General features: G+C 59.9%; 20 protein-coding genes. 11 read left to right on the top strand and 9 right to left on the bottom strand.

Annotated elements, in window-relative coordinates; translation table 11 throughout:
- The first annotated feature begins 195 nt into the window (after positions 1–195).
- The 8 genes from uraD to hmgA all read left to right on the top strand — a co-directional run bounded on the left by uraD (position 196) and on the right by hmgA (position 8,942).
- The gene (gene uraD, locus HDF15_RS17570) at positions 196–744 is read left to right on the top strand and encodes a 2-oxo-4-hydroxy-4-carboxy-5-ureidoimidazoline decarboxylase (protein ID WP_311733137.1); all 549 of its coding nucleotides are present in this window, start codon (positions 196–198) and stop codon (positions 742–744) included.
- Between the two features lie 31 nt (positions 745–775).
- Positions 776–1,111: a hydroxyisourate hydrolase gene (uraH, locus tag HDF15_RS17565; protein ID WP_184257844.1), complete on the top strand. Its 336-nt coding sequence runs from the start codon at positions 776–778 to the stop codon at positions 1,109–1,111.
- Positions 1,112–1,122: 11 nt separating this feature from the next.
- Complete coding sequence (pucL, locus tag HDF15_RS17560) at positions 1,123–1,983, top strand: factor-independent urate hydroxylase (RefSeq protein WP_184257842.1); 861 nt, start codon at positions 1,123–1,125, stop codon at positions 1,981–1,983.
- 14 nt (positions 1,984–1,997) lie between these two features.
- Positions 1,998–3,242, top strand: coding sequence for an allantoate amidohydrolase (locus HDF15_RS17555; RefSeq protein WP_184257840.1), 1,245 nt, complete (start codon positions 1,998–2,000; stop codon positions 3,240–3,242).
- 25 nt (positions 3,243–3,267) lie between these two features.
- A complete protein-coding gene (allE, locus tag HDF15_RS17550; RefSeq protein WP_184257838.1) occupies positions 3,268–4,029 on the top strand; it encodes a (S)-ureidoglycine aminohydrolase in 762 nt (253 codons plus the stop codon).
- Between the two features lie 15 nt (positions 4,030–4,044).
- Positions 4,045–5,355 (top strand): M20 family metallo-hydrolase, encoded by a 1,311-nt coding sequence (locus HDF15_RS17545; RefSeq protein ID WP_184257836.1) that lies wholly within the window; start codon positions 4,045–4,047, stop codon positions 5,353–5,355.
- Positions 5,356–5,458: 103 nt separating this feature from the next.
- The gene (locus HDF15_RS17540; RefSeq protein WP_184257834.1) at positions 5,459–7,459 is read left to right on the top strand and encodes a M1 family metallopeptidase; all 2,001 of its coding nucleotides are present in this window, start codon (positions 5,459–5,461) and stop codon (positions 7,457–7,459) included.
- A gap of 184 nt (positions 7,460–7,643) precedes the next feature.
- Complete coding sequence (gene hmgA / locus HDF15_RS17535) at positions 7,644–8,942, top strand: homogentisate 1,2-dioxygenase (protein ID WP_184257833.1); 1,299 nt, start codon at positions 7,644–7,646, stop codon at positions 8,940–8,942.
- 433 nt (positions 8,943–9,375) lie between these two features.
- Here hmgA and HDF15_RS17530 read toward each other — a convergent pair whose 3' ends face one another.
- The 5 genes from HDF15_RS17530 to rph all read right to left on the bottom strand — a co-directional run bounded on the left by HDF15_RS17530 (position 9,376) and on the right by rph (position 15,359).
- Positions 9,376–12,345, bottom strand: a complete 2,970-nt coding sequence (locus tag HDF15_RS17530) for a TonB-dependent receptor (protein ID WP_184257831.1) — start codon at positions 12,343–12,345, stop codon at positions 9,376–9,378.
- A gap of 101 nt (positions 12,346–12,446) precedes the next feature.
- Positions 12,447–13,604, bottom strand: coding sequence for a hypothetical protein (locus HDF15_RS17525; RefSeq protein ID WP_184257829.1), 1,158 nt, complete (start codon positions 13,602–13,604; stop codon positions 12,447–12,449).
- A gap of 236 nt (positions 13,605–13,840) precedes the next feature.
- Positions 13,841–14,068 carry a CDGSH iron-sulfur domain-containing protein gene (locus HDF15_RS17520; protein WP_184257827.1) on the bottom strand — a complete coding sequence of 76 codons (228 nt, stop codon included), beginning with the start codon at positions 14,066–14,068 and terminating at the stop codon, positions 13,841–13,843.
- A gap of 51 nt (positions 14,069–14,119) precedes the next feature.
- Positions 14,120–14,386: a UBP-type zinc finger domain-containing protein gene (locus HDF15_RS17515; protein ID WP_184257826.1), complete on the bottom strand. Its 267-nt coding sequence runs from the start codon at positions 14,384–14,386 to the stop codon at positions 14,120–14,122.
- A 226-nt stretch (positions 14,387–14,612) separates the two neighbouring features.
- Positions 14,613–15,359 carry a ribonuclease PH gene (gene rph / locus HDF15_RS17510; RefSeq protein ID WP_260331160.1) on the bottom strand — a complete coding sequence of 249 codons (747 nt, stop codon included), beginning with the start codon at positions 15,357–15,359 and terminating at the stop codon, positions 14,613–14,615.
- A 582-nt stretch (positions 15,360–15,941) separates the two neighbouring features.
- Here rph and HDF15_RS17505 point away from each other — a divergent pair.
- Positions 15,942–16,934, top strand: coding sequence for a tagatose 1,6-diphosphate aldolase (locus HDF15_RS17505; RefSeq protein ID WP_184257824.1), 993 nt, complete (start codon positions 15,942–15,944; stop codon positions 16,932–16,934).
- A 362-nt stretch (positions 16,935–17,296) separates the two neighbouring features.
- On the opposite strand, the gene HDF15_RS17500 is transcribed toward HDF15_RS17505, so the two are convergent.
- The 4 genes from HDF15_RS17500 to HDF15_RS17485 form a co-directional block, all read right to left on the bottom strand.
- Complete coding sequence (locus HDF15_RS17500) at positions 17,297–17,683, bottom strand: hypothetical protein (RefSeq protein ID WP_184257822.1); 387 nt, start codon at positions 17,681–17,683, stop codon at positions 17,297–17,299.
- A gap of 347 nt (positions 17,684–18,030) precedes the next feature.
- Complete coding sequence (locus HDF15_RS17495; RefSeq protein WP_184257820.1) at positions 18,031–18,999, bottom strand: hypothetical protein; 969 nt, start codon at positions 18,997–18,999, stop codon at positions 18,031–18,033.
- Complete coding sequence (locus HDF15_RS17490) at positions 18,996–19,397, bottom strand: hypothetical protein (protein ID WP_184257818.1); 402 nt, start codon at positions 19,395–19,397, stop codon at positions 18,996–18,998. Before HDF15_RS17490 ends, HDF15_RS17495 begins: the two co-directional genes overlap by 4 nt.
- Positions 19,398–19,407: 10 nt before the next feature.
- Entirely contained in the window at positions 19,408–20,226 is an 819-nt protein-coding gene (locus HDF15_RS17485; RefSeq protein ID WP_184257816.1) for a hypothetical protein, read from the bottom strand.
- 640 nt (positions 20,227–20,866) lie between these two features.
- Here HDF15_RS17485 and HDF15_RS17480 point away from each other — a divergent pair.
- Together HDF15_RS17480 and HDF15_RS17475 are read left to right on the top strand one after the other, a co-directional pair.
- Positions 20,867–22,141 (top strand): POTRA domain-containing protein, encoded by a 1,275-nt coding sequence (locus HDF15_RS17480; RefSeq protein ID WP_184257814.1) that lies wholly within the window; start codon positions 20,867–20,869, stop codon positions 22,139–22,141.
- Between the two features lie 45 nt (positions 22,142–22,186).
- A complete protein-coding gene (locus HDF15_RS17475) occupies positions 22,187–23,470 on the top strand; it encodes a POTRA domain-containing protein (protein ID WP_184257812.1) in 1,284 nt (427 codons plus the stop codon).
- Positions 23,471–23,486: the final 16 nt, after the last annotated feature.

Genomic DNA, 23,486 nt, shown 5'->3' with positions numbered 1-23,486 from the left:
GGGTGTAACGTCCATGTGGCCGCCCCGGACACCTTTCTCGTCACGTCTCTGTCTGTCCTTGTCTTTGCGCCAGTCTATCCTCAGCTAGTACGTTGGCTGCTGCATCTGGATTTGCAGATCCTCGAAGCTCTTAGCTGACTTGCCCCGCGGGGTTTCGATCAGCCAAGAGCTTCGAGGATCTGAGCAGAGAGAATCGTGGCCAGAGAGAGTGTGATGATGAGCCAGCAAAGTCCCGTCAATCAAACGCTGGAAGACTGGAACCGCCTCGAACAGGAGACGGCGGCCAAGATCATCCTGCCCTGCAACGGTTCGCTGGCCTGGGCCCTCGGCGTCGTGAACCTCTATCCGTTCGACACGCCAGAGGAACTCCTTGCCGCCTCCGACAAGGTATGGCTGGCGCTGCCTGAAAAAGATTGGCAGCAGGCCTTCGACTCGCACCCACGCATCGGCGAACACAAGGCCAAAGCCGCGACGGCCCAGAGTTTGAAGTGGTCTGCAGGCGAACAGAGCGCTGCCAATCCCGACACGGCAACGCAGGAGGCGCTTGCCGCAGCGAACCGGGAGTACGAACAAAAGTTCGGCCGCATCTTCATCGTCTGTGCCACGGGCAAGAGCGCGGCGGAGATGTTGGCTATCCTGCAGGCACGGCTGGCGAACGATCCGGCGACGGAACTGAAAGAAGCCACCGAGCAACAGCGCCAGATCACCCAGATCCGTCTCCGCAAGTGGTTGGGCATTGCATAGTAAACTTCCTGCAATCCGGTGACTTCTTCTTATGGGACTTTCAACACATATTCTCGACACCTCCATCGGCCTCCCCGCGGCGAATGTCTCGCTTGCGCTCTCGAAGTTCGATGACGGCACCTGGCGCGAGATCGGCCGCGACCAGACCGACTCCGATGGCCGCTGCAAGACGCTGCTTGGCGACGCGCCGCTCGAAGCTGCTACGTACAAGATCAACTTCGCGACCGCGGAGTACTACTCGGCACAGAAACTCATGGGCCTGTATCCCTGGATTGAGATCGTCTTCGCCGTGGCCGACCCGGCGCAGCACTATCACATTCCTCTGCTGCTGACGGCCAATGGCTACACCACCTATCGAGGAAGTTAAAGAGGACACAGATGCCTGTAAAACTTGTCTCCAATCGTTATGGCAAATCGCGCGTACGACTGATGCGTGTGACCAGGCATGAGCAGCATCACAACCTTGACGAGTGGACGGTGCAGGTCCTGCTCACCGGCGACTTCGATACCGCGCATACTCTCGGCGACAACGCGAAGATTCTTCCAACCGACACGATGAAGAACACGGTCTATCACGTCGCGCGAGAGTCGAAGGCCACCAGCATGGAGGACTATGCCAAGGAGCTCATCGACTTCCTGCTGGGGCGCAACCCGCAGGCCGAGAGCGTCGAGGTCAGCGTCGAGTCCACGCTGTGGAAGCGGCTTACCGTCGATGGCCAGCCCTATCCGACGGCCTTCATGCGCGGGTCGGACGAGAGGCAGACCACAACGGTCTCGCGGCAGCAGGGTCAGGCCTTCGCAATTACCAGCGGGCTCGAGCGGCTCACGGTGCTCAAGACCGCGCAATCCGGCTTTATGGGCTTCATCAAAGATTCGCTGACGACGCTGCCCGAGACCAGCGACCGGCTGTTCGCCACGGCCGTCAAAGCCGAATGGCTTTACACGAAAGCTGCAATTGAAGCAGGCATCGACTTCAACAAGGTTCGTGGCCACCTGCGGGACATCCTCATCACGACCTTTGCGAAACACGATTCGCTGTCGGTGCAGCAAACACTCTACGCCATGGCCGAGGCGGCACTGCATCACACCGACATCATCGACGAGGTTTACATGCTGATGCCGAACAAACACAACCTGCTGGTCGACCTGGGCCGCTTTGGGCAGGAGAACCCGAATCACATCTTCGTTCCAACCGATGAGCCACACGGCACCATCGAAGCAACCGTACGGCGTGTCTGATAAAACGGTGGGCCATGACGAACCAGATTATTTCAACCCGTGCTGCTAAAGTGATCGCCCGATGCCGCGAGCTGGCGCGTATCAGCGACGTTCCCGGCGAGACGACGCGCCTGTTTCTTTCGCCCAAGACGCGTGACGCGCACACGCTGCTAACCTGGTGGATGCGCCAGGGGGGACTCGAAGCGCGCCTCGATGACGCCGGCAACCTGCGCGCGGTTCGCCGCTCCGCCAAGACCGATGCGCCGACACTGGTGCTCTTCTCGCACATCGATACCGTGCCCAACGCAGGGGCCTTTGATGGTCCTCTGGGCGTACTGCTGGGCCTGGCGGCGATAGAAGAACTCGGAGCAACGCCGCTTCCCTTCCACCTTGAACTCATCGCCTTCTCGGAAGAAGAAGGGGTACGCTTTGGCTTTCCCTTTCTCTCCTCGCTGGCGGTCACCGGCCAGTTGAGCGCGGAACAGCTCGCACGTACCGACAGCGCAGGTATCTCCGTGTCGCAGGCTCTTCGCGACTTCGGCCTCGATTCCGACCGCATCGCGCAGAGCTGCCCTCTCGCGCCCAATACCTTTGCCGCACTCGAGGTCCACATCGAGCAGGGCCCTGTGCTCGAAAGCGACAACGCCTCGTTGGCCGTCGTCGAAACTATCGTCGGACAGTCGCGGCTAAATCTGACCTTTGAAGGCCAGGCAAACCACGCGGGCACGACGCCGATGCCGCTGCGTCACGATGCTCTGGCGGCTGCAGCGCAGTGGATCGTCGAAGTCGAACGCTACGCCTCCGACCACACACAACTCGTCGCCACCGTTGGACGTATCGAAGCCCTGCCCGGAGCGATGAATGTTATCCCCGGCACGACGCACCTCACACTCGATGTGCGCCATCCGAAGGACGAATCACGCCACGCAGCCGTTGCTCATCTGCTCACGAAGGCCGAGGCCGCCGGAGCCCTGCGCGGGGTCAGCGTTCGCGCGAAGCTGCTGGCGGAGCAAAAGGCCGTGCCGATGGATCGCGCGCTCACCGTGCATCTGCACCAGGCCGCCGAGCGCACCGGGCACGATGCGAAGCCGATGTTCTCCGGCGCTGGACACGACGCGATGATCCTCGCTCCGCATGTGCCGACGACGATGCTCTTTGTGCGTTCGCCCGGCGGCCTCAGCCACCATCCGGGCGAGAGCGTCCGTGAAGAAGATGTCGAGGCCGCACTGGCTACTGTGCTTAACCTGCTGGTGCACCTGAAGCCACACGCAAAACATTAACTCCAACCGCTTAGAATCGGACACCATGCACAACCTTGGACACACTCGCAGTTCCAATCGCCGCGATCACCTGCTGCTTACGCCGGACACCTTCATCCGCACGCCGCTACCTGGGCTCAGCGGGGGCCTCGCCATCGTGCACGTCGCACCCCAGGCGGGAGCGGCATTTACGCAGATGACCGTCGAGTTCGAGCCCAAGGGCACGCTGACGCAGGGGCCAACGCAACGGTTGATCTACGTGCTCGAAGGAGAGCTCACGCTCGACGAGCCCGGTAAAACCGAGCCCCACACGCTCGTGGCCGGCGGCTATGCGTACTTTCCGACCGACTACCCGCACACGCTGACGGCCGTTACCAAGGCTCGCGTCGCGGTCATCGACAAGCCCTTTCTCCCGCTCGATCCAGCCGATCAGGAAGCGCTCGAAGTCCCTTATCCGTGGTTCCTGATCGGTCGCGAGCCGGAGATTCCCGCGACCGCGCTCAATGGCGATGAAGACCTCCAGGTGCGCGCTCTGCTACCTGATTCCATCTCGTTCGATTTCGCCTGCAACACCATGACGTACGCCCCCGGAGCCTCTCTCAACCAGGTCGAAGTTCACTACATGGAACACGGCCTGCTGATGCTCGAAGGCGGTGGAATCTATCGGCTCGGCGATAGCTGGTATCCGACGTCTTCGGGCGACTTCATCTGGATGGCACCGTATTGTCCGCAGTGGTTTGGGGCCATCGGCAAGAAGCCTGCGAAATATCTGATCTATAAAGATTTCAATCGGCATACCCTCGTCTAATACCTGACAAAAAATATGACGCTGACCATCAACACCGACCGCCTCCTTCGCGAACTCGACCAACTCGCGCTCATCACCGATTGCCCGCCGATACAGGACAGGCCGCTGCCCGGAACCACGCAGGCCGTGACACGCATCGTGTTTACGCCGCGCGACCTTGAAGCGCGCGCCTGGCTCAAAGAGCTGGTTCTCGCCGCTGGATTTACGGTGCGCGAGGATGCCGTGGGCAATACCTTCCTGCGCTGGGAAGGGACCGACCCGGGCCTCGGCGCGGTCGGCACCGGATCGCACACCGATGCGATTCCATATGCGGGCATGTACGACGGAACGGTCGGAGTTCTCGGCGGTCTCGAGGCCATGCGGTCGTTGAAGGAGTCAGGTTTCATCCCTAAGCGCGCGATTGAACTGCTGATGCTCACCAGCGAGGAGCCCACGCGCTTCGGCATCGGCTGCATCGGCTCGCGGCTGCTCGGCGGTGTCATCGATCCCGAGGCGGCCGACAGGATGCTCGACCGCCTGCCTGAGACCGACGCCTCTGCGCCCACCGGCCTTACGCTTGCAAACGTGCGTCAGGCCGCGGGCTTTCACGGATCGCTCGCCAGCGTGAAACTGCCTATCGGGCACTATCACGCGTGGGTGGAACTGCACATCGAGCAGGGCCCGCTGCTGGAGCGCGAAGGGATCGAGCTGGGTATCGTCACCAACATCGCCGCACCGGCGAGCTATCGCTATACAGTCGAAGGTTTCGGAGGACATGCCGGAGCACTCTTGATGCCTGATCGCCGCGATGCCCTGTGCGCCGCGGCCGAGATGATTCTCTCCGTCGAGCGGCACGCACGCGCAGCCAACACGAGCTCCGGCGGCGTCGATACCGTCGCCACCATCGGCATGGTCGGCGTGTATCCGGGTGCGGTGAATTCAGTGCCCTCGCGCGTCACCCTGATCCTCGACCTTCGCGATACCGATGTTGCGCGTCGTGACGGTGTGCTGAGCGCCTTCCACGCGGACATCGCAGAGATCGAGCAGCGTCGCGGAGTCAGCGTGCAGGAAGAGATCGTCAATGCCGACGCTCCCGCCAGGAGCAGCGAGCACATCGTCGAAACGGTCGAGGCGATCTGCAAGGCAGAAGGAGTGGGCTACAAAAAGATGGTCAGCCGCGCGTATCACGATTCGAGTTTCATCGCTGCGGTCGCACCCACCGCCATGCTCTTCATTCCCAGCCGTGCGGGCGTCTCGCACAAGCCGGACGAGTACTCCACACCGGAGTCCATTGCGGTAGGCACGCGGGTACTGGCGCTGGCGTTGGCGAAGCTTGCTAATGAGTAGTGTGGTCGCATCGCCGATCATTCAGAGGGATGCTTTCAGGTTCGAGTCACGAGTTTCGAGTGGCGAGAGATTCGACGCTGAAATCCCCATGTACGATTAAGGTGTGAACCCTTCGCGTGCAGCCTTCCTTCTTGCCTCTGCCCTGACCTTCACTTCGATAGGTCTCGCCCAAAGCCCTGCGTCTTACGATCCGCTGAAGACCTTCGCGCCGCTCACGCTGCCTGATCCTGTGAACTCGTATCGTTCGTCGAACGGCGCGCCGGGGCCGCAGTACTGGCAGAACCGCGCGGACTATGAACTGCACGCAACCATCGACACGGCGAACAAGGTCCTGACCGGCACCGAGGTCATTACCTACACCAACAACTCGCCGGACACCCTGACCTCGCTCTGGCTCAATCTCGAGCAGAACACCTATCGCCAGAACTCGCGTGCGGCGGCCTTCGCCAGCAGCGGACGGCACGCGCGCAAATCGACGGAATTCACCGAGGGATACACCCTGGATTCGGTCGAAGTGCAGCCCCTCGGCAAAGCTGCCGTGAAGGCGCAGACCGTCGTCAGCGATACGCGCCTGCAGATCCAGTTGTCCGAAGCGTCGGCGCTGCCGCATGGCGCAAAGATTCGCGTCCTGATCCACTACAGCTACCCCATCCCCGGGCTCTTCGGCGGACGCACCTCGTGGGGCATGGCGAAGCAGGGCGAGATCTACGACCTCGCGCAGTGGTATCCGCGCCTGTGCGTCTATGACGACCTGCACGGCTGGGACACGCAGCCCTATCTCGACAACGAGTTCTACCTGGAATATGGCAACTTCGATTACTTCGTTACAGTGCCCACCAATATGATCGTTGCGGGCTCCGGCGAACTGGTGAATGCGACCGAAGTTCTTTCCAAGCCTGAACTGGCGAGAATCGCAGAGGCTCGCAAGAGCGACAAGACCGTAATGATTCGCACCGCGGAGGACGCAGCGGCAGCCGTTGCCGCCAAACCCAGCGGGACGAAGACGTGGCACTTCGCGATGGAGAACACCCGCGATGTCTCCTTCTCCGCCTCGGCTACTTTTCTTTGGGACGCGGCGCGGATGAACATTGCAGCCGGTGCCGGTCACCCCGCACATGCGGCGCTGGCACAGAGCGTCTATCCCGTGGAGAGCGCGGGCGATGCGGCGTGGGGGCGCTCCACCGAGTACCTGAAAGATTCCGTGGAGCACTTCTCCGCGCGCTGGTACCCGTACCCCTATCCCAATGCGATCAACGTAGCCGGTTTCTCCTCCGGCATGGAGTACCCGGCGATCCTCTTCGACGGCATCGACGACAAAGGCAAGGAGCTCTTCTGGATCACCGCGCATGAGATCGGCCACACGTGGTTTCCGATGATCATGGGCTTCAACGAGCGCCGCAACGCCTGGATGGACGAAGGCTTCAACACCTTCATCGACACCTTCGAGTCGGATGAGTTCGAAGGCGGCATTGATGGGCCCAAGCGCGACTCCGAGTATGCTCCCGGCGGCGGAGCACCCGCCGACGAGATCGTGAAGGTGCTCGCCAACCCCGCCGCACCCATCATCCTGACACGCGCCGACGCTATCCAGGAGAAGTACCGCCATTCGGTGACGTACTTCAAATCGGCCTTTGGCCTCACCCTGCTGCGCGAGGACATTCTGGGGCCAGAGCGGTTCGACTTCGCGTTCCGCAGGTTCATTCGCGACTGGGCGTTCAAGCATCCCTCACCCTCTGACTTCTTCCGTGCCATGGAATCCGAAGGCGGCGAGGACCTCAGCTACTTCTGGCGGGGCTGGTACTTCAACAACTGGCAGCTCGATCTGGCGGTTACAGACGCACAGTATGTCGATGGCGATCCCGCCAAGGGCCTGCGCGTAACGGTCGCCAATCACGGCCAGTTGCTTCTCCCCGCGACGTTGCGGATCGAACGCGAAGGCGGCCAGCCCATCGATGTAAAGATTCCTGTCGAGACCTGGATGCAGAATACGACGCATACCTTCCTCGTCGACACGACCACGCGCGTTACCGCTGTAACCCTCGACCCGGAGCACAAGATTCCCGACAGCGATCGCAGCAACAACACGTTCGCTGTGCCCCGGTAGTTTTGCGAAGCAGGCAAAGAGGATCAGCACAAACGAATCGGCGGGACATGGCTTCAGGCGTGTCCCGCCGATTCGTTTCTCCAACCGTGAATTGATCGGGGCAACCCAAGCCAATCGCCCTCCATTCGGAGTAAGCTTTCCTGTTGCGTGCGAGTAAGCGGCGCGGCACAGGAGAACACGCCCGATGAGCAACCTGCACTATCAATCCGGCTTCGGCAATGAGTTTGCGACCGAGGCTCACCCCGGCGGTCTTCCCGTGGGCCAGAACGCGCCACAACACGCGCCGCTCGGCCTCTACACCGAGCAGTTGAGCGGAAGCCCCTTTACCGCGCCACGACATCTCAACCGCCGCACCTGGACCTATCGCATACGGCCCTCGGTGATGCATCCCCCTTACACGCGTCTCTCCAACGGGCTTGTGCGTTCAACTCCGTTCAACGAGGTCGAAACGACGCCCAGCCAACTGCGCTGGGACCCCATTCCCCTCCCGACGCAGCCGACAGACTTTCTCGATGGCCTGACGACGCTGGCGGGCAATGGCGACCTCTCAATGCACTCCGGCGTCGCGATCCATCTGTATGCGGCGAACAAGAGCATGACGGATCGCTTCTTCTACTCCGCGGACGGTGAACTGCTCTTCGTGCCGCAGCTCGGCGGCCTGAGGCTGCACACCGAGCTTGGCATCCTGGACATCGATAACGGCGAGATCGCAGTCATCCCGCGTGGGATCAAATTTCGGGTGGAATTAGCAGGCAAAGAAGCGCGCGGATATGTGCTGGAAAACTTCGGACAGCCGCTACGCCTGCCCGACCTCGGCCCCATCGGCGCAAACGGCCTGGCAAATTCGCGCGACTTCCTCACCCCGGTCGCCGCCTATGACGACCGCGACGGAGCGAAGTTCGAGGTAGTAGCCAAGTTCCTCGGCAACCTGTGGGTTTCGGAGTTCGATCATTCACCGCTGGACGTCGTCGCGTGGCACGGCAACTACGCGCCGTACAAGTATGACCTGCGGCTCTTCAACTGCGTCAACACGGTGAGCTTCGACCATCCGGACCCTTCAATCTTCACTGTACTGACCTCTCCGAGCGAATTGCCTGGCACGGCGAATGTCGATTTCGTGATCTTCCCGCCGCGCTGGATGGTGGCCGAACATACCTTCCGTCCGCCCTGGTTCCATCGCAACTTCATGAACGAGTTCATGGGCCTGGTGCAGGGTCAGTACGACGCCAAGGCCGAGGGCTTCGTCCCCGGCGGCGCTTCACTGCACAACTGCATGTCCGGCCATGGACCGGATGCCGAAACCTTCGAGCGCGCGAGCCAGGCGGAGCTGAAGCCGGTGAAACTCGACGGCACGCTGGCGTTCATGTTCGAAACTCGCTTCGCCTGCCGCCCGACAAAGTTCGCCATGGACACAGCCATGCTGCAACACGAGTACTACGAGTGCTGGCAGGGGCTGAAGAAGAATTTTCAAGGCAGGAAGTAGAAACGGGAAACAGCTAGTGTGGTGAGTCGTTAATTCATTGAAGAACCAGCCTTACCCCATAGCGCGAAGCGCAAACCGTGACGCTTTAGCGTCGCGGGACGGAGGGAGCCGTAGCCTTTAGGCTACGGAATAAGGAGCAGGCAGGAATCGGGCTTTAGCCCCGGGCCTTTTCTCCGCAGTCGAAAGAAGGCCCGGGCCTAAAGGCCACATCGTCACTAAGCCTCTATTTCCGTCGCCTGAAGGCTACGGCTCCCTCCGTCTCCCTGATGCTGAAGCATCAGGGAACGCGCTTCGCGCTGTATTGAACAGACCATTCGTCTTTAGCGAATTAACGACTCACCACACGAGAAGCAAACAGCAGGTAAGAACAGCGAAGGCCTCCCATGCAGGAGGCCTTCACTGTTTGCTGTTTCCTACTTCCTTTTTCCTGCCTCTAGAAGTTGAACGAGGCTTGCAGAGCGATGCGCCGCAGAGCGCTGTTCGTGGTGTAGGGGTTGCCGGTGATCTGCGTCGCCTGACCAAAGTTCGCCGAGGAGAGAGTTCCGTTCGGGGTAGCGAGGTTTTCGTTGTTGAACAGGTTCTGCACCTGCAACCCGATAGCCAGGTTGTAGCGCTTGCCGGTGCTGGATCCTCCACCGCCGCCAAACCCGCCAGGACCACCGCCTGGAGCACCACCACGACCGCCGCCACCGCGATTGCCACCACCACCGCCGTTACGATTGCCGCGGCTGCTCCCATCGGAGCTTCCGCCGCCGCGATTGACCACCGTCGACGGTCCAAAGCCGAAGGTCTTGGTCAAGCGGAAGTTGAAGGTAAAGAGACCGCCGCCGGTGCAGGAGTTGATCGGAGCCTTCACTGCTCCGGCAGGAGCGGTTCCCGGTGCGTAATCCAAGAAGGTTCCGCAACTGATCGTCTTAGCGCCCGGCGTGCCCGGAGCCGCGAGGTAGGGGCGATCGTTGAAGATGCTGTCACCGTTGTCGTCGGAACCCGTGGTGATGTTATACGGGTTGCCGCTCTGCGCGATCATAAACGGGCTGAACTGGATGAACTTCGGCAGCGTCACCGAGCCGGCCATGAATAAACGGCTCTTCACGGAGAAGGTCGTGCGTCCATAGTCCGCCGCGATATTGCCCGGCGTCGTCAGGAACGCACCCGCACCCGAGGTATCGCCGTGCGCCGAGTTCAGCGAGTAGTAGCCAAACAGCGACAGCCACCTGGTCGTCTGCACATTGCCATTGATGACCAGTTGGTTCTGGTTGAACACACCTTCACTGAAGTACTGATAGTTCTGGCTGTTCAGCTTCTGGGTAGCTACATCGAATCCGATGTTCTGCGTCGCCAACTGGTGCACTCCCTGCGAATGCAGATAGTTCACCGAGATCTTGCCGATGCGGCTTATCTGCTGGTCAGCGCCGCCCGCGAACTGCACGATGTACGGCGTGCGCAGGTTATTGGCCGCAGAGTAAACCGTCTGGGAAGAAGCAGAGACGCCCTCGATACAGGTAGCGATCTGGGACGCTGAAAGAGGCGTTCCGGGGGTTCCCGGAGTGCAACCGACTGGGATCTGCGCACTGCCAGTCGTATTGTTGAGCGAATATACCGTTTCGTTCGTGCCGTTCTCCTGCTCCAGGGTCAGGATGTTGGTCTGAGAAAAACGGTCATAGAACAAGCCGAAGCCGCCGCGCAGCACCGTCTTGGGGGCACCATTGCCGCCGAACAATCCATACGACACGGAGACACGCGGTGCGAAGTCGTGATGATCCGCAAGATGGTTCTGCGTCTCATAACGAATGCCATAGCTGACCGTCATGTTCTGACGCGCCTTCCAGTCCGTCTCCGCATAGAGGCCGAGGTCCGTGAAGGTATCGCCGATCTTATGGTTGTTGACCTGGGTGATCTGAAACTGGCTGGGGGTGCCGAGCTGATAGGCGGCCAGGCTGGTGTAGGTGAACGTGCCGTTGGTATTGCTCTCTGTGTCCAGCGCTTCGCGTGTGGCACGCAGGCGTCCACCCATGCGGATGAAGTTCTTCTTCAACTGCAGTGATGTGTAGTTCTGAACCTCGAAGTGGTCCTGATGGTCGGTGCTGCTCTGCCCCGTGGATCCGCCGGCCTGGAGCGTGCCTTCAACATTGAGATACGGCGCATTGCTGAGAGCGGTTGTCGCTACATGCTCGCGCTCGTACTCGAAGCGGGTCTCATTGATGAGCCGCGAGCTGAAGTTCTGCGCGTCGCTCACCTGCAGAATGTTGCTCAGGCTGGTGTTGTTATTCCCGGCCGAAGGCAGCGTGAAGTTTCCGATACCTGCGTTGGTGGCATCGTTCTGCACATACTGGTACCGCGTGGTCAGTACGTTCTTATCGCCCAGTTGAAGATCGAGGCGCGGATTGATGTCCGTACGCACCTGGGGATAGTACGTCGAGGTCTGGAACGCAATGATCGAACAGCCGATCTGTCCCGGAGCGCAGAGAGTCGTCGTGCCAGGCAGCGCAAGAATGTTCACGTTGGTGAACGAGTCGTCCTGAATATTGCGGTGCGATCCGCCGAGGGAGTAGGTCGCGCTCTTGCTGATCGGTCCCGTCACACTCCCGAACATAAAGAGCGTGTGATACGGCGGCTGAACCGTGGTCACGAGTGGATTGTCCGAGTTGAACTGCGAGGGATCACCGTTGATCTGAAACGAGCCGTGCAATTTATCCGTGCCGGGCTTGGTAAACACCTCAATACGCCCGTAACCCAGCTTGTCGAACTCCGCCGAGAACGGGTTCTGGTTGATGCGGATCTCGCGAATGGAAGACTTGGGCGGCAACTGGCCACCGGTAAAGCCGTCGACATAGATCTGGCCGCCGTTGGGTCCGGCGGAAGGGCCGGCCAGCGCGGAGAGCTCCGACGAGAGCTCGTCGGGATCGTCGGAGAGCGCGTCGAGGTCCTTGCCTGTGATGATCTGCGCGCTCGCGTTGGAGTCCGGATCGACGCTGAGCTGCATGGCATTGGCTTCGACGTTGATGACCTGCGTCTCCTCACCGATCTTCAACTGCGCATCGACAGTCGAGCTGGCCACCGCGGGGACCTTCAGATTGGTCATCGAGTAGGAGGCGAAGCCCTTCATCGTAACCAGGAGCGTATAGCTGCCCGGCGCGATCGTGACGCTATAGGTGCCATCGCTGCCCGACGTTGCCGTGCTGGCGCTGCCGTGCGCCGGCGTCAGGGTGATGGTTGCACCCGGAATCAACTCGCCGTCGGGATCGGTGACGATTCCATGAACTTTTGTGCCCCCTTTGGCGGCAGGCGTTAAGGTCGCAGTAATAGGACCGCTCGAAGGGGCCTGGGAGGTTTGAGCCACACCCGGCAGAGCTGTCAACGAAAACACAAATGCAAATATCAGCGCCTTGCGCAAAAACATCATCACTCCTAAAAGTTCAAAAAAACTTACACCTCGGACATACGCGGCGGCAGGTCCGTTATCTCAATGCGTTTGTTCTATCTGCCGCGTACGGCATAACGGTCTTACTGGGGTCCACCGCCACCTTCTGGCGCCCCACCCATGCTCCAGGGAGACAGGGTCATGGCTTCGCCAGCCGGCTGGGCTGCAAGAATTGACTCAACACCAGCCAGCAGCGTGACGGCCGTTGCCTTGCCCGGTTGGGACGCGGTAGCGACGATCATCACGGCCTCTCCTGTCTTCAGACCGGCAAGTGTCTCTGTCGGCAGGTGAGAGAGCATCTGCGAAAGATCCATTCCGGCACGACCGGCGCGGTGCTCTCCACTTTCGGCAGGAGGCTGAGCTCCACCGACGTTCTTGGCTCCGGCAGCTCCAGCTCCAGCGGCGCCGCCGCGCAACCGCGCAGCCATTCTCGCCGCAGCGTCCGGTGGGATACGCCGCACATCGCTGTTCGGGGTGACAGCAACCGTCACCATCTTTTTCGTAGTGAGGTCCTTCAAGGTCAGCGTACCGGCGGCGCTGTCGAGCGATGCGATCGTACCGGAGAAGTTACGGAACGATCCGGTCACAATCTCGTCGGCGGTGATGCTGCTGCCGTCAGTTGACTTCGTACCGCGAACACGGAGCTGGTCGCCGGGCTGAATGGCTCCAATAGAGCTCGCCACCGCATCCTCAAAACGCACCGAGCCTTCTGCGTAGCGTCGAACCACTGTTGCCGGGGCCGTCTGGACGGTCAATATCTTCAGGCCGCTCGAGACCGAGATCGTTCCCGCCGACGCATTCACAGACTTGACGATTCCGCCGCCCCCCTGGGTCCACGCGGCGGACTCCGCGGCATGCGTCTCCGCAATCGCGGCGGACTTCATGACGATGATCCGCTGCGCCGTCAGCGACGTGCCCGCATCTCCAGCCGTTCCGGTAACGATGACCTTGTCGCCGACCGCGATATCACCCAGATGCGCGGGCGTGGCGGACTTCAGGTCGTGGCTGCCGGGAGCTACTTCCAGGATGTTGGCAGCCGAGGGCACGGTGACCGTATAGTCCTGGCCCGTCGTCGCCGTTACTGTCAGATCTGTAGCCGTCGTGGCTTTTACCGTGCCGGTGGCGTGCGGAGCGGCGGCCGGGGTCTGCGCCCCAGCACTTGCGGAGCCAAGCACTCCGGCCAACGCCAGCATGCCTGTTCCCAACCATGTCCTTGTTTTCATGCCTGACGTCGCTTGCATCGCGTAGCTCCTAACGTACCCGGCGGTTGATGAACCGCCGACACCTAATCCAAATCAAAAATCATGTGCAGAAAGAAAAGCGTACAGAGGTGTCTACTCTTGATACGCACCAGCACCGCGAAAGTTTCTAACCTCTATCGAAGATATAAAGCTATTTTATGGGAGCCAAAACGACTTCACGGCCCCCTGAAAGGGCCGTGAAGGCAATTTGCCGGAAAATGGGGCTCGGCGACGAGCTATTTACCAGTGAGATTCCCTGGAGTCGCCATGCACTGCCAGTTCTGCCGCGAGTGCGCGCCATCGCAAAAAGGCCGCTTCTCGCTCAGGCCGCAACGGCAGAGGCTGACTGCCGGCTTGCCGGTCAGGTCCCATTCCTGGCCATCGGCATCCTTCAAAATGATGTGACCTTCTACCCGCAGTGGACCATTGGGCCGCACCGTAATATGAACCGCTTCTTCTGCCATTTCTAAAACCCTCCGTGTAAGCCCAGAATAACAGGGGCACCCATGCGGATATTATTCGACGCTCTCCACCATAACCTCGTCGACAAAACACCAACCCCAGCTTTCATCCGGCTCGATAGACCGCATTACCGGATGCTTCGTCGCATGAAAGTGCTTGGTCGCGTGCTTGTTCGGCGACGAGTCGCAGCAGGCAACATGGCCGCAGACGAGACACTCGCGCAGGTGGATCCAGTAGCTGTGCATCTTCAGGCACTCTTCGCAGCCCCTGGTGGATGAACGCTTGACTGGTTTCAGATCGTCGAAATGATGACAACTCATGAATCCCTCCGGTGGTTACAAACCAGCTTTTGCTGTTGTTAGTTTTTCGTCGTCATCCTTGAGAGAGCGTAGCGAACGAAGGACCCCCGCATTCTGGCGTGGTGGCACAGACGCAAAGCGCACTACAAGCATTGGTGATGTCTCTCCTGGCGTCCGTGGTGGCATCCAATGCGGGGGTCCTTCGCCTATGGCTCAGGATGATGACGAAAAACAAGCAACAACAACTCTACGCCAGCGCCAAACAGTCCCGCTGCGCCTTCAACAGCTCCTCAATCCCCACCGCAGCTACGTCCAGCATCTCGTTCAACTGGGCGCGCGTGTAGGTTCCACGCTCGGCCGTTGCCTGGGTCTCCACCAGGCCGCCATCGGCTGTCATGACCACGTTCATGTCCACCTCGGCACGCGAGTCTTCCTCGTAAGCCAGGTCCAGCAGAACACGCCCATCGACGATCCCCACCGAGGTGGCCGCCACCATCTGCTTCAGCGGCGACTCCTTGAGCGAACCGGACTGCACCAGTTTGCCCAGCGCCAGCGCCAGCGCCGTGCAGGCCCCGGTGATGGCTGCCGTCCGCGTTCCTCCATCGGCCTGCAGGACATCGCAGTCCAGGATGATGGTGCGCTCGCCCAGCAGGCGCATATCGACCACCGACCGCAGGCTGCGGCCGATGAGCCGCTGAATCTCGTGAGTACGGCCACCGATCTTGCCACGCTCGGACTCGCGGGCCGTGCGGGTCAGCGTGGCGCGCGGCAGCATGCCGTACTCCGCCGTTACCCAGCCGCGGCCGGAGTTGCGCATCCATCCCGGAACGCCGTTTTCGACTGTGGCATTGCACAGTACGCGGGTATGACCCACCTCGATCAACACCGAACCCTCTGCCGTGGCAACAAACCCCGGCGTTAAACGCAAAGCACGGGCCTGGCTGGCAGCCCGCCCACCACTACGGAACAACTCTTCTTTTTCCATTCCAGCCATTATAGAAACCCTGCGGTTGTAAAAGCCTTGACGCAAAGTACGCAAAGGGAAAAGCGCTGTTTCCCAGGGCGCGTCATCGAACGTTGTTCCAGCTCTTCGCCTGATTGCCCGCTTTGAAGGGGCGGGGCTTCAGCCCCGCCGTTGAAGCAGCGTCTAAAGCGGCTTCAGCCGCGGAGGGAACGATGTCAATCTAGCGAGCGGCTTTGTCCATTGAATACCTTTGGCCTGCTCATCAAAGCCTGCCTTTCCCCAACCAGGCAGGCACTCTTGCAAGCGGAAGAGTACTCGCTTGCCCCAGCAGCCATTCCCTCAGTGACTAAAGTCACTGTATCCAGTGGCTTCTAACGGCGGGACTGAAGCCCCGCCCCTTCAAAACAAAAACTTGAACTCTGGCCCCGCTCTCAGGCTCAGCTTGAACCTTCGAAAGGGTGACACGCCCTGGCACCCTTTGCGTCAAGGCATCTGGAAATAATTCACGTGCTGATAACATCTCGCGCGAACACCGCACACTGCCGGGTGCGCCGCCCCCCCGACGCTGTGTACAATCGCAGTCGAAATCGAACCTTGAGGGGTACTGCCCATATGACCATCACTCCCGGAAAACTCGCAGGCCTGAAGGCCGTCTCCGACGCGCGAGGCGTCATTGCCGCCGCCGCCATGGACCAGCGGGGATCGCTGCAGAAGTCGCTGGCCAAAGAACGCGGCTCAGCCGCCGACGCACACGACCTCGAGGTCTTCAAGACCCTCGTCACCGAGGTGCTCACCAAGCATGCCTCCGCCATCCTGCTGGACCCCGAGTTCGGCCTCCCGGCAGCAGCGCAGCGCAACGGCAAGGGCCTTCTGCTGGCCTATGAAAAGACCGGCTACGACTCCAATACTCCGGGCCGCCTGCCTGACCTGCTCGATGTATGGAGCGTGCGGCGTCTGAAGAATGCCGGAGCCGATTGCATCAAGATTCTGCTCTACTACACCCCTTTCGAGAAGCCGCACATCAACGACCTGAAGCATGCGTGGATCGAGCGCATCGGCGATGAGTGCCGGGCGCATGACATCCCCTTCTTCCTCGAGTTTGTCGGCTACGACGCCGACGGTGGCGACGAAAAATCCGTCGCCTATGCGCGCAAGAAGCCGTCGATCGTTGCCGGTGCCATGACCGAGTTCTCCAAGCCCCAGTACGGCGTCGATGTGCTGAAGGTGGAAGTGCCCATCGTGATGGAGCATGTCGCGGGCACTAAGGCCTTCAAGGGCGAGAGCGCCTACACCCGTGCAGAGGCCCTGCAGCACTTCCGCGATGCGGCAGCCGTCACCGAGAAGCCGTTCATCTATCTCTCGGCCGGTGTCTCGAACCCGGTGTTCATCGAGACCCTGGAGCTCGCCGGTGAGTCCGGTGTCGCGTTCAACGGCGTTCTGTGCGGCCGCGCGACCTGGAAAGATGGCATCCCGATCTACGCCGTAAAGGGTGAGGCCGCGTTCCGCGACTGGCTCAACACGGTTGGCGTCGAGAACATCGAGAACGTGAACAAGGCGCTCACTGCAGCCACACCTTGGACGAAGAAGTTGAACGTCACGCTGTAGAGAGCATTATCAAATCTTGTCCCAGAACTTTGGCTTTGAAGGGGCGGGGCTTCAGCCCCGCCGTTAGAAACCGCCGGATTCAGTGACTTTAGTCACCGAGGGAACGATACCTGGGCAAACCCAGGCGCTTCTGAAGAGCAAAGAGATTCCAAGGGGACGGAGCCACTGCTCCAATAGACATCGTTCCCTCCTCGGCTGAAGCCGCTTTACGTCCTGTGTTGTACCAACGGCGGAGCTGAAGCTCCGCCCCTTCAAAACAAAAGTTCGGCCGAACCTTCGAATAAAGTTTCGATGACACGCTTGTTAAGGGCACGAGTTTAAAGCCTGTCCCGCGTGCAGTCGAACGGGTGCCGTAAATGCTTTCAACGGCTTGGTCCGGGCTGCAGGTTCAAGGCTGTCTCCAGTTCCTGACAGGCGCGATGAAGGCGCAGGGCCGCCAGCACCTGCCCGCTCAGCTTTCCGAGGAAGGCGCTCAGGATGAGGCCAGCCACGAAGCATGCGGAGCCGATGAGATAGGTTTGCAAGGGAAAACGAAAGTCGTCGGGGATGTTAGTGAAGAAAAGGGCCAGGACGGATAGGGCCAGGAAGATACCCACGGCAAGGGCGCCGGCGTTGCAACCGCACTCCTGGACGAGCGGAGTGAGGCGTTGCTCCCAGGCCTGGCACTCGGCTGGAGAGAGTTCAGGAATCCTGACTAAAACTCCTGGCTTGAGAAAAGGACGCAGAATGGCTTGTGGGCGGAGAAGCATGCGCAGGTCTGCCGGCCTATGTACCACGTAAGGCACGGCGGGCTGCCCGGAGCGAAATGCCTTGATATCAGACAGGGTCGGCAGGCTTCCGGATGAGGGGAATCTTGCCGGTCCCGATCTCGAATTCGTGCTGCTGCAAGGGCATGACATACTCTGAAAACCTTTCTTCCATCGAATGATTGAGCACTTCCAACTTTGTGCAGAGCGGCCTTTTCTTGAGAGAACAGCCACTCCGTCCCGGTGATTTCTCTCTGCACCGATTGGAGAACCACTGCAATCCTGCCTGAGCCGATTTGCAAAAAGCACAGCACGGCTCAAGCAGATTCCTTTGTCCCTTTGTCCAGCGGTTACCTGGGCGGCGGCGGGTTGGAATTGGAATTGCAGTCGTCGGACGGGATAGCGTCGTCTGCCTGTGCCGTGGTGTAAGGGCCTGGCGAGCCGACGTTGCCTGTCCGGTTGATGCTGGTGGTGTAAAAGATCTCGTTGTTGCCCAGGGAATCGTCGGTGACCCAATTCCCCTGGACAGTCACGATGTCGCCGGGACTGAGACCTTTCCAGGCCTTGACAACAGGATCGTTGGCGTTGGCAGCGGCAGCGATGCCTTCTCCGGCCGCTCCGCCGATGACGGCCCCGGCATAGGCCACGACGGCAGCAACGATAGCGGCGATGATGAAAGCAATGATCAGGCAGAGCAAATAGAAGAACCCGGTGGCGGTACAACCGATCGCGATGCCCACTGCGGCTGCAGCCAAGTAGCCGAGGATGACGCCGCCGATGGCGCCAACGGTGACGCCGACCAGAGAACCGATATGGCCTCCGCAGGCAGTCTCGCTCTTGACCAGACAGGGGAGCATGGCTGCGCCCGCATCGTCGCAATAGACCCAGAAGGAGTCATCGGTCACATAGTGCCAGTACGTCGACTTGACCACGACATCGAAGACGCCGGCTGGGCCCATCGCGAAGGGGGCGAGGATGTCAACAGCCGTAGAGTTCTCGTCGGTGGTGTCGTTGACGATGCCCGAGAAGCAGATGTTCGCTCCCTTGGGAACGGAGCGGATGCAGCCATCTGCCTTGAGCACGTAGTAGAGGACGAGGGTAGCGATGCTGGCAGCACCCGCGGCTCCGCCGGTGAGCGTGGAGAAGCCGAGTGCGGCACCGCTAGCGCCGACGATCCCGTTAATGATGGGAATGCCGTTCGTCCAGACATAGACCAGAGCGCCGCCAATAATAGGCGCGGCTACGAAAGGCCACCAATCGAAGGGAGTAGGAATATTGCCGGGCTGCTGGGCGCCGCAAGCTGGAGCCATAGTACTCATCGCGCACCTACCGTTCTCAGGGCGCCGGCGTCACCGCAAAGGATGCGGCAGACGAGCGAGCCCAGGGCTGCTCCGAGATAGGCACAGACAGCCAGCGCCAGACCAGGATTGTGGATGTGGTAAGCCAGCCATCCGAGCAGAACGCCGGTGACGACTCCGATGTAAAGGGCGAGTAGAAAGACTGGCTTGACGGGTAGATGGCTAACCAGGCAGATGAACGCCGCGGTGAGAAAGGCGGCGATGAGTGCGACGACGAGGCCATCCATAGCCAGTTGGGCAAAGGTGGCGTGAAAGACGGGGTTGCCGCAGCAGTTGGATTGCGTGTTCACCAGGGAGACAAGCACCCCGACAAAGCCACCGGCTATCAGACCCATTCGCGTACAAATTCTTGTGTTCATAGGTGACTCCTTAAGCGTCGAAGAGGATGGCGATGTTAATTCCGCCCAGATAGACTCCGCCGATCGTTGCGAGGACATCGACGCCCGCGCTGACCAGGGTTCCGGAAGGTGAGGGCGGAACGGAAGAGGGTATGTTGATGTGGACCATGACGTCCTGTTGCGCACCGGCAGCCAGGGTGAGGGTGGAGGGGACAACGGTGGTCCAGGGAGCGACCTGTGCCGGGCCCGTGGTGAGATCAATGGTTTGGGTTGAGCCGGTGGGATTGCGAACCGGAACGACGAAGGTCCTGGAGCGGCCTGTGCTGGTTTGAAAGCCATCCATGGTCTGTTCGCCGTTGTTGTTGTAAGGATCGGTGTCGTAGGGATGAACAATGCTGACGAAGATGCCGTAGCGGCCAGCCGCGGTAACGACTGGAGGCGTGGGCCACGAGAGCGTTGTCTCTGCACCCGCATAGCCCGCTCGGGCCAGATTGACGAAGGTCGAGCCAATGGCGGTGCGCGGCATGCCGATACCCCATGCGCTCCAACTGAGATCTATGCGGGTATTGTTTGCCGAGGTCTCGGAGGAGAGGTTGCGCACGGTCGCCGTAAGGATGGGGATGGGGCGCAGCGGCCAGAGGTCCACGGTATTGAGATCGGGACTATTGAAGGTCGGAGCTCCACCCGTGGAGAAGACGAGTTGCTGATCGTAGGTAGCGGGATCAGGATCGTGGACGATCTGTTGCGGCACCTTCAGGCAGCAACCGCTGCGGCTTTTAGGACGAGCCGAGCAGAGGGACCACCTCGAACTTGAGGCCGCATTTCTTGAAATTTCGGCAGCATTTTCCATAAACATCCTCCTCGGAGATTTTTTCTACCGTTCTCGGAATACCTGAAACGAGATTTCGGGATGCAGCAAAGAAGACCGTTTGAGAACAAAAAAGAAGTCATACCCTTGCTTCCATTTCGTTTACCCGCGCAAAAACATACCGCCAGTTAGCCAGGAATTGAGAACCAGATTCCTGGAATCGGGAGAGAAGAAGGACACGGGTTGAAACAGAAATACGAGCATTGACGCTTCGCTTCCCGCTTCATATCTCGATAGTGTGGGGCGTAACGAAAACGTTACAAAAAAATCTGCCAGGGGATGATCCTGTCATCCGATCGAATCGACAAGCACTCTTCGCTACCGTGTTTACAAGACTGGTTATCCAAGACTGGTTAAAAACAAACTGCCCACTTTGTAAGTGAGCTCCTGTACTTAAGATGAATCAGGATTGTGACCGGAAGGGGTGTGACGGATTCAGAGGGATACACCCTGTCGGACTGCATAAAGCGGATCACGAAGAGACCATGAATTTATTCATACAAAACTCCTCAGAAAACTTGCGCTTAGGCGATACACTCGTGACGCGTAGAACAGAAATCAGTGAACGGCGATTGCTAACTTATTCCAATTTATTTTTATTGAGGATTTCTCCTTTCTTCCCATGCAAGCCTTTTTTCGTGCACTCTCTGCCTTAGCTCTCGTGCTCTGCCTCTTCTGCACACTGCCTCTCTCCGCCCAGACCTACACCCCGAAGCAGATCCGCATTGAAGGCGCAGGAGATGCCGATACCGCCAATCTCCTTCGCATCGCCGCCCTCAAACCCGGGACGCTTTCAAAACAGGAGATTGAAGCCGCGCTACAGCGAATCGCGGACACCGGCATGTTCACCGACCTGAGCTATACCGTGAACAGCGACGCGCTGGTCTTCAAGCTGACCGCTGCCGCAGCCAGCCAGTCGCAGCCGGTGCACTATGCCAACTTCACCTGGTGGCAGCCCGCCGAACTCGAACAACTGGTTGAAGCACGCGTCCCCCTCTTTCACGGCACGATGCCCCTTAGCGGAAATCTCCCCGACCAGGTAGAAGCGGCTCTCACCGATCTTCTGCGCGAGAAAGGCGTCGATGCGAAGGTAACGGCGATGCAGACTGCCGGCGGTCCCGATGGATCGATCGCCGCCAACACGCTACTCATCTCAAGCCCGCAAATCGTTCTGGGCGAGATCCATCTGCAAGGCGTATCGCCTGCCCTGGCTCCAAAGCTCGTAGAGGTTCAACGCGCGCTCTCCGGGCAAGACCTTGATCTCTACGAGACCTCCAAGGCCATCCGCGACAACATCGCCGACCTCTCTCAGGATGCTGGATATCTCGACATCGCGACAGATCCTCCGGCCTTTACCGTGCCTCGCAAGGATGGAAACCGGTTTGTGGTCGATGCCAGCACAACCGTACGCGAAGGGGAGATCTATCGCGTTGCCCAGATCGATATCCAGGCTGCTGCTCCTCTTTCACACGCTGAGCAGGAGAAGACCACGGAGATCAAGGTGGGAGATCCTGCCTCACCCATGGCCTTGCGGATCGGGAAGGGTTTGCTGCAGAGAGCGTATACGGACCAGGGCTTTCTCGATGCCGTGGTCAAACCCAGCGCGAACAAGAACAGCGCCGCACATACCGTTGCTTATTCCTTCGCGATTACAGTAGGTGAGGTCTATCACCTTGCCGGCGTGGACAGCTCCGCGCTGCCCGCCAGTCAACAGTCTGCGTTCGCACACGACCCCAAACTGAAGGCCGGTGTGTTGGCCGACCGGGAGGTCCAGCAGGAGATCTTCCGCACACTGAAAGATCAGCAAGCACTGAAAACGACCAGGATTGCCGAGCAACGCGACCGAGCCCATCACACGGTAACCTTTATACTGACATCCATAATCACCAAGCCTTAATAGGTTTTGCGTACAGCCAGGCATTCCATTACTCTGAGCCCACCCATGCCACGTTTCAGCCTTGCGACCATCGTCCTGCTCCTTGCGAGCGTTCCTGCCTGCGCGCAATACACCTCCGGAAAGATCATCTTCAAGAACCCCGGCAAGAGGGCCCAGGCTGACCTGGAATCCGCGGCTGGAATCCATAGTGGGCAGAAGGTCTCGACCGCGAATCTGCAAACTGCGGCACAACGGTTGATCGACACGGGCTACTTCGACGATGTCGGCGTAGGCGTTGAGGGTCCCTCGGGAGCGCTCGCGGTCACCTTCACACTGAAGCCACTGGACCCGCAGCATCTGTCCGCGACCGGCTTCGAAAACTTTGTCTGGCTCACGCCCGAGGAATTGACAGCAGCGCTGCACAAGGCCGCTCCCCTGTTCCAGGGTCAGTTGCCCGATGCAGGCAATCAGCCGGATGCCATCAACGCCGCCATTCAAGAGGCACTGGCTGCGAAGGGTGTGACGGCAACTGTGATCCACGAGACACTCGAACCTTCCACCGCGCAGCCCCTGCGAGTCGTCGAATATCGCGTTGACCGTCCGGGAGTGCATATTCACAGCATCGCGCTGCAAGGGACTACACCTGCCATGTCGAGCGATGTAGACAAGCTCGCCCTGAAGCTGCACGGCGCGGCTTACAACGAAGGCCTCGCCGGTGAAACTACAGCCAGCGTTTTGCTCAAGCCGTATCGCGACGCCGGTTACCTGGATGCAAAGCTGGTCCATGTAAGCCGGACGATCGCACAGCCGGAATCCTCCGGCGTCGAGGTGGACCTTAGCGCAACGGTAGAGGAGGGCACGCCCTACCATGTTGGGACTTTGGCCTTTGCGGGAACTCCGATCGTCACCGCCGATGCGGTACTGTCCACGGCTAAGCTGCATCCCGGCGATATAGCCTCACGGAAGTTGCTGCTGGATACACTTGCTCCAATAGACATAGCCTACAAACGCCAGGGCTACATGGATGTCTTCGTCGAGCCGGGAGCGACGCTCGATGCCGCCGCGCGCACCGTGAACTACAACGTTACGGTTGTTCCGGGCGAACAATACCACCTGCGTAGCGTGACGCCGCTGAACCTCTCGCCCGTCGCGCAAAAAGACTTCGATACGGGCTGGCGCATGAAGCCGGGCGATCCCTACGATGCGGAGTACATCAAAGGCTTTCTGAAAAACAACACCGCGTTGCAGGCGCTGAATGGGTACTCAGCAGGGTTCAAAGCGTCTGCCGATCCGCAGACGCATCTTGTCGACCTTACGATTACGTTTGTGCGTGGTGCGGGGGCTCGTTAGTAGCGAGGAGCTTCAC

The sequence above is a fragment of the Granulicella mallensis genome (assembly GCF_014203225.1).
Lineage (GTDB): Bacteria > Acidobacteriota > Terriglobia > Terriglobales > Acidobacteriaceae > Granulicella > Granulicella mallensis_A.
Note: the sequence above shows the minus strand (reverse complement) of the source record. Positions and strands in the feature narration are given on the sequence as shown.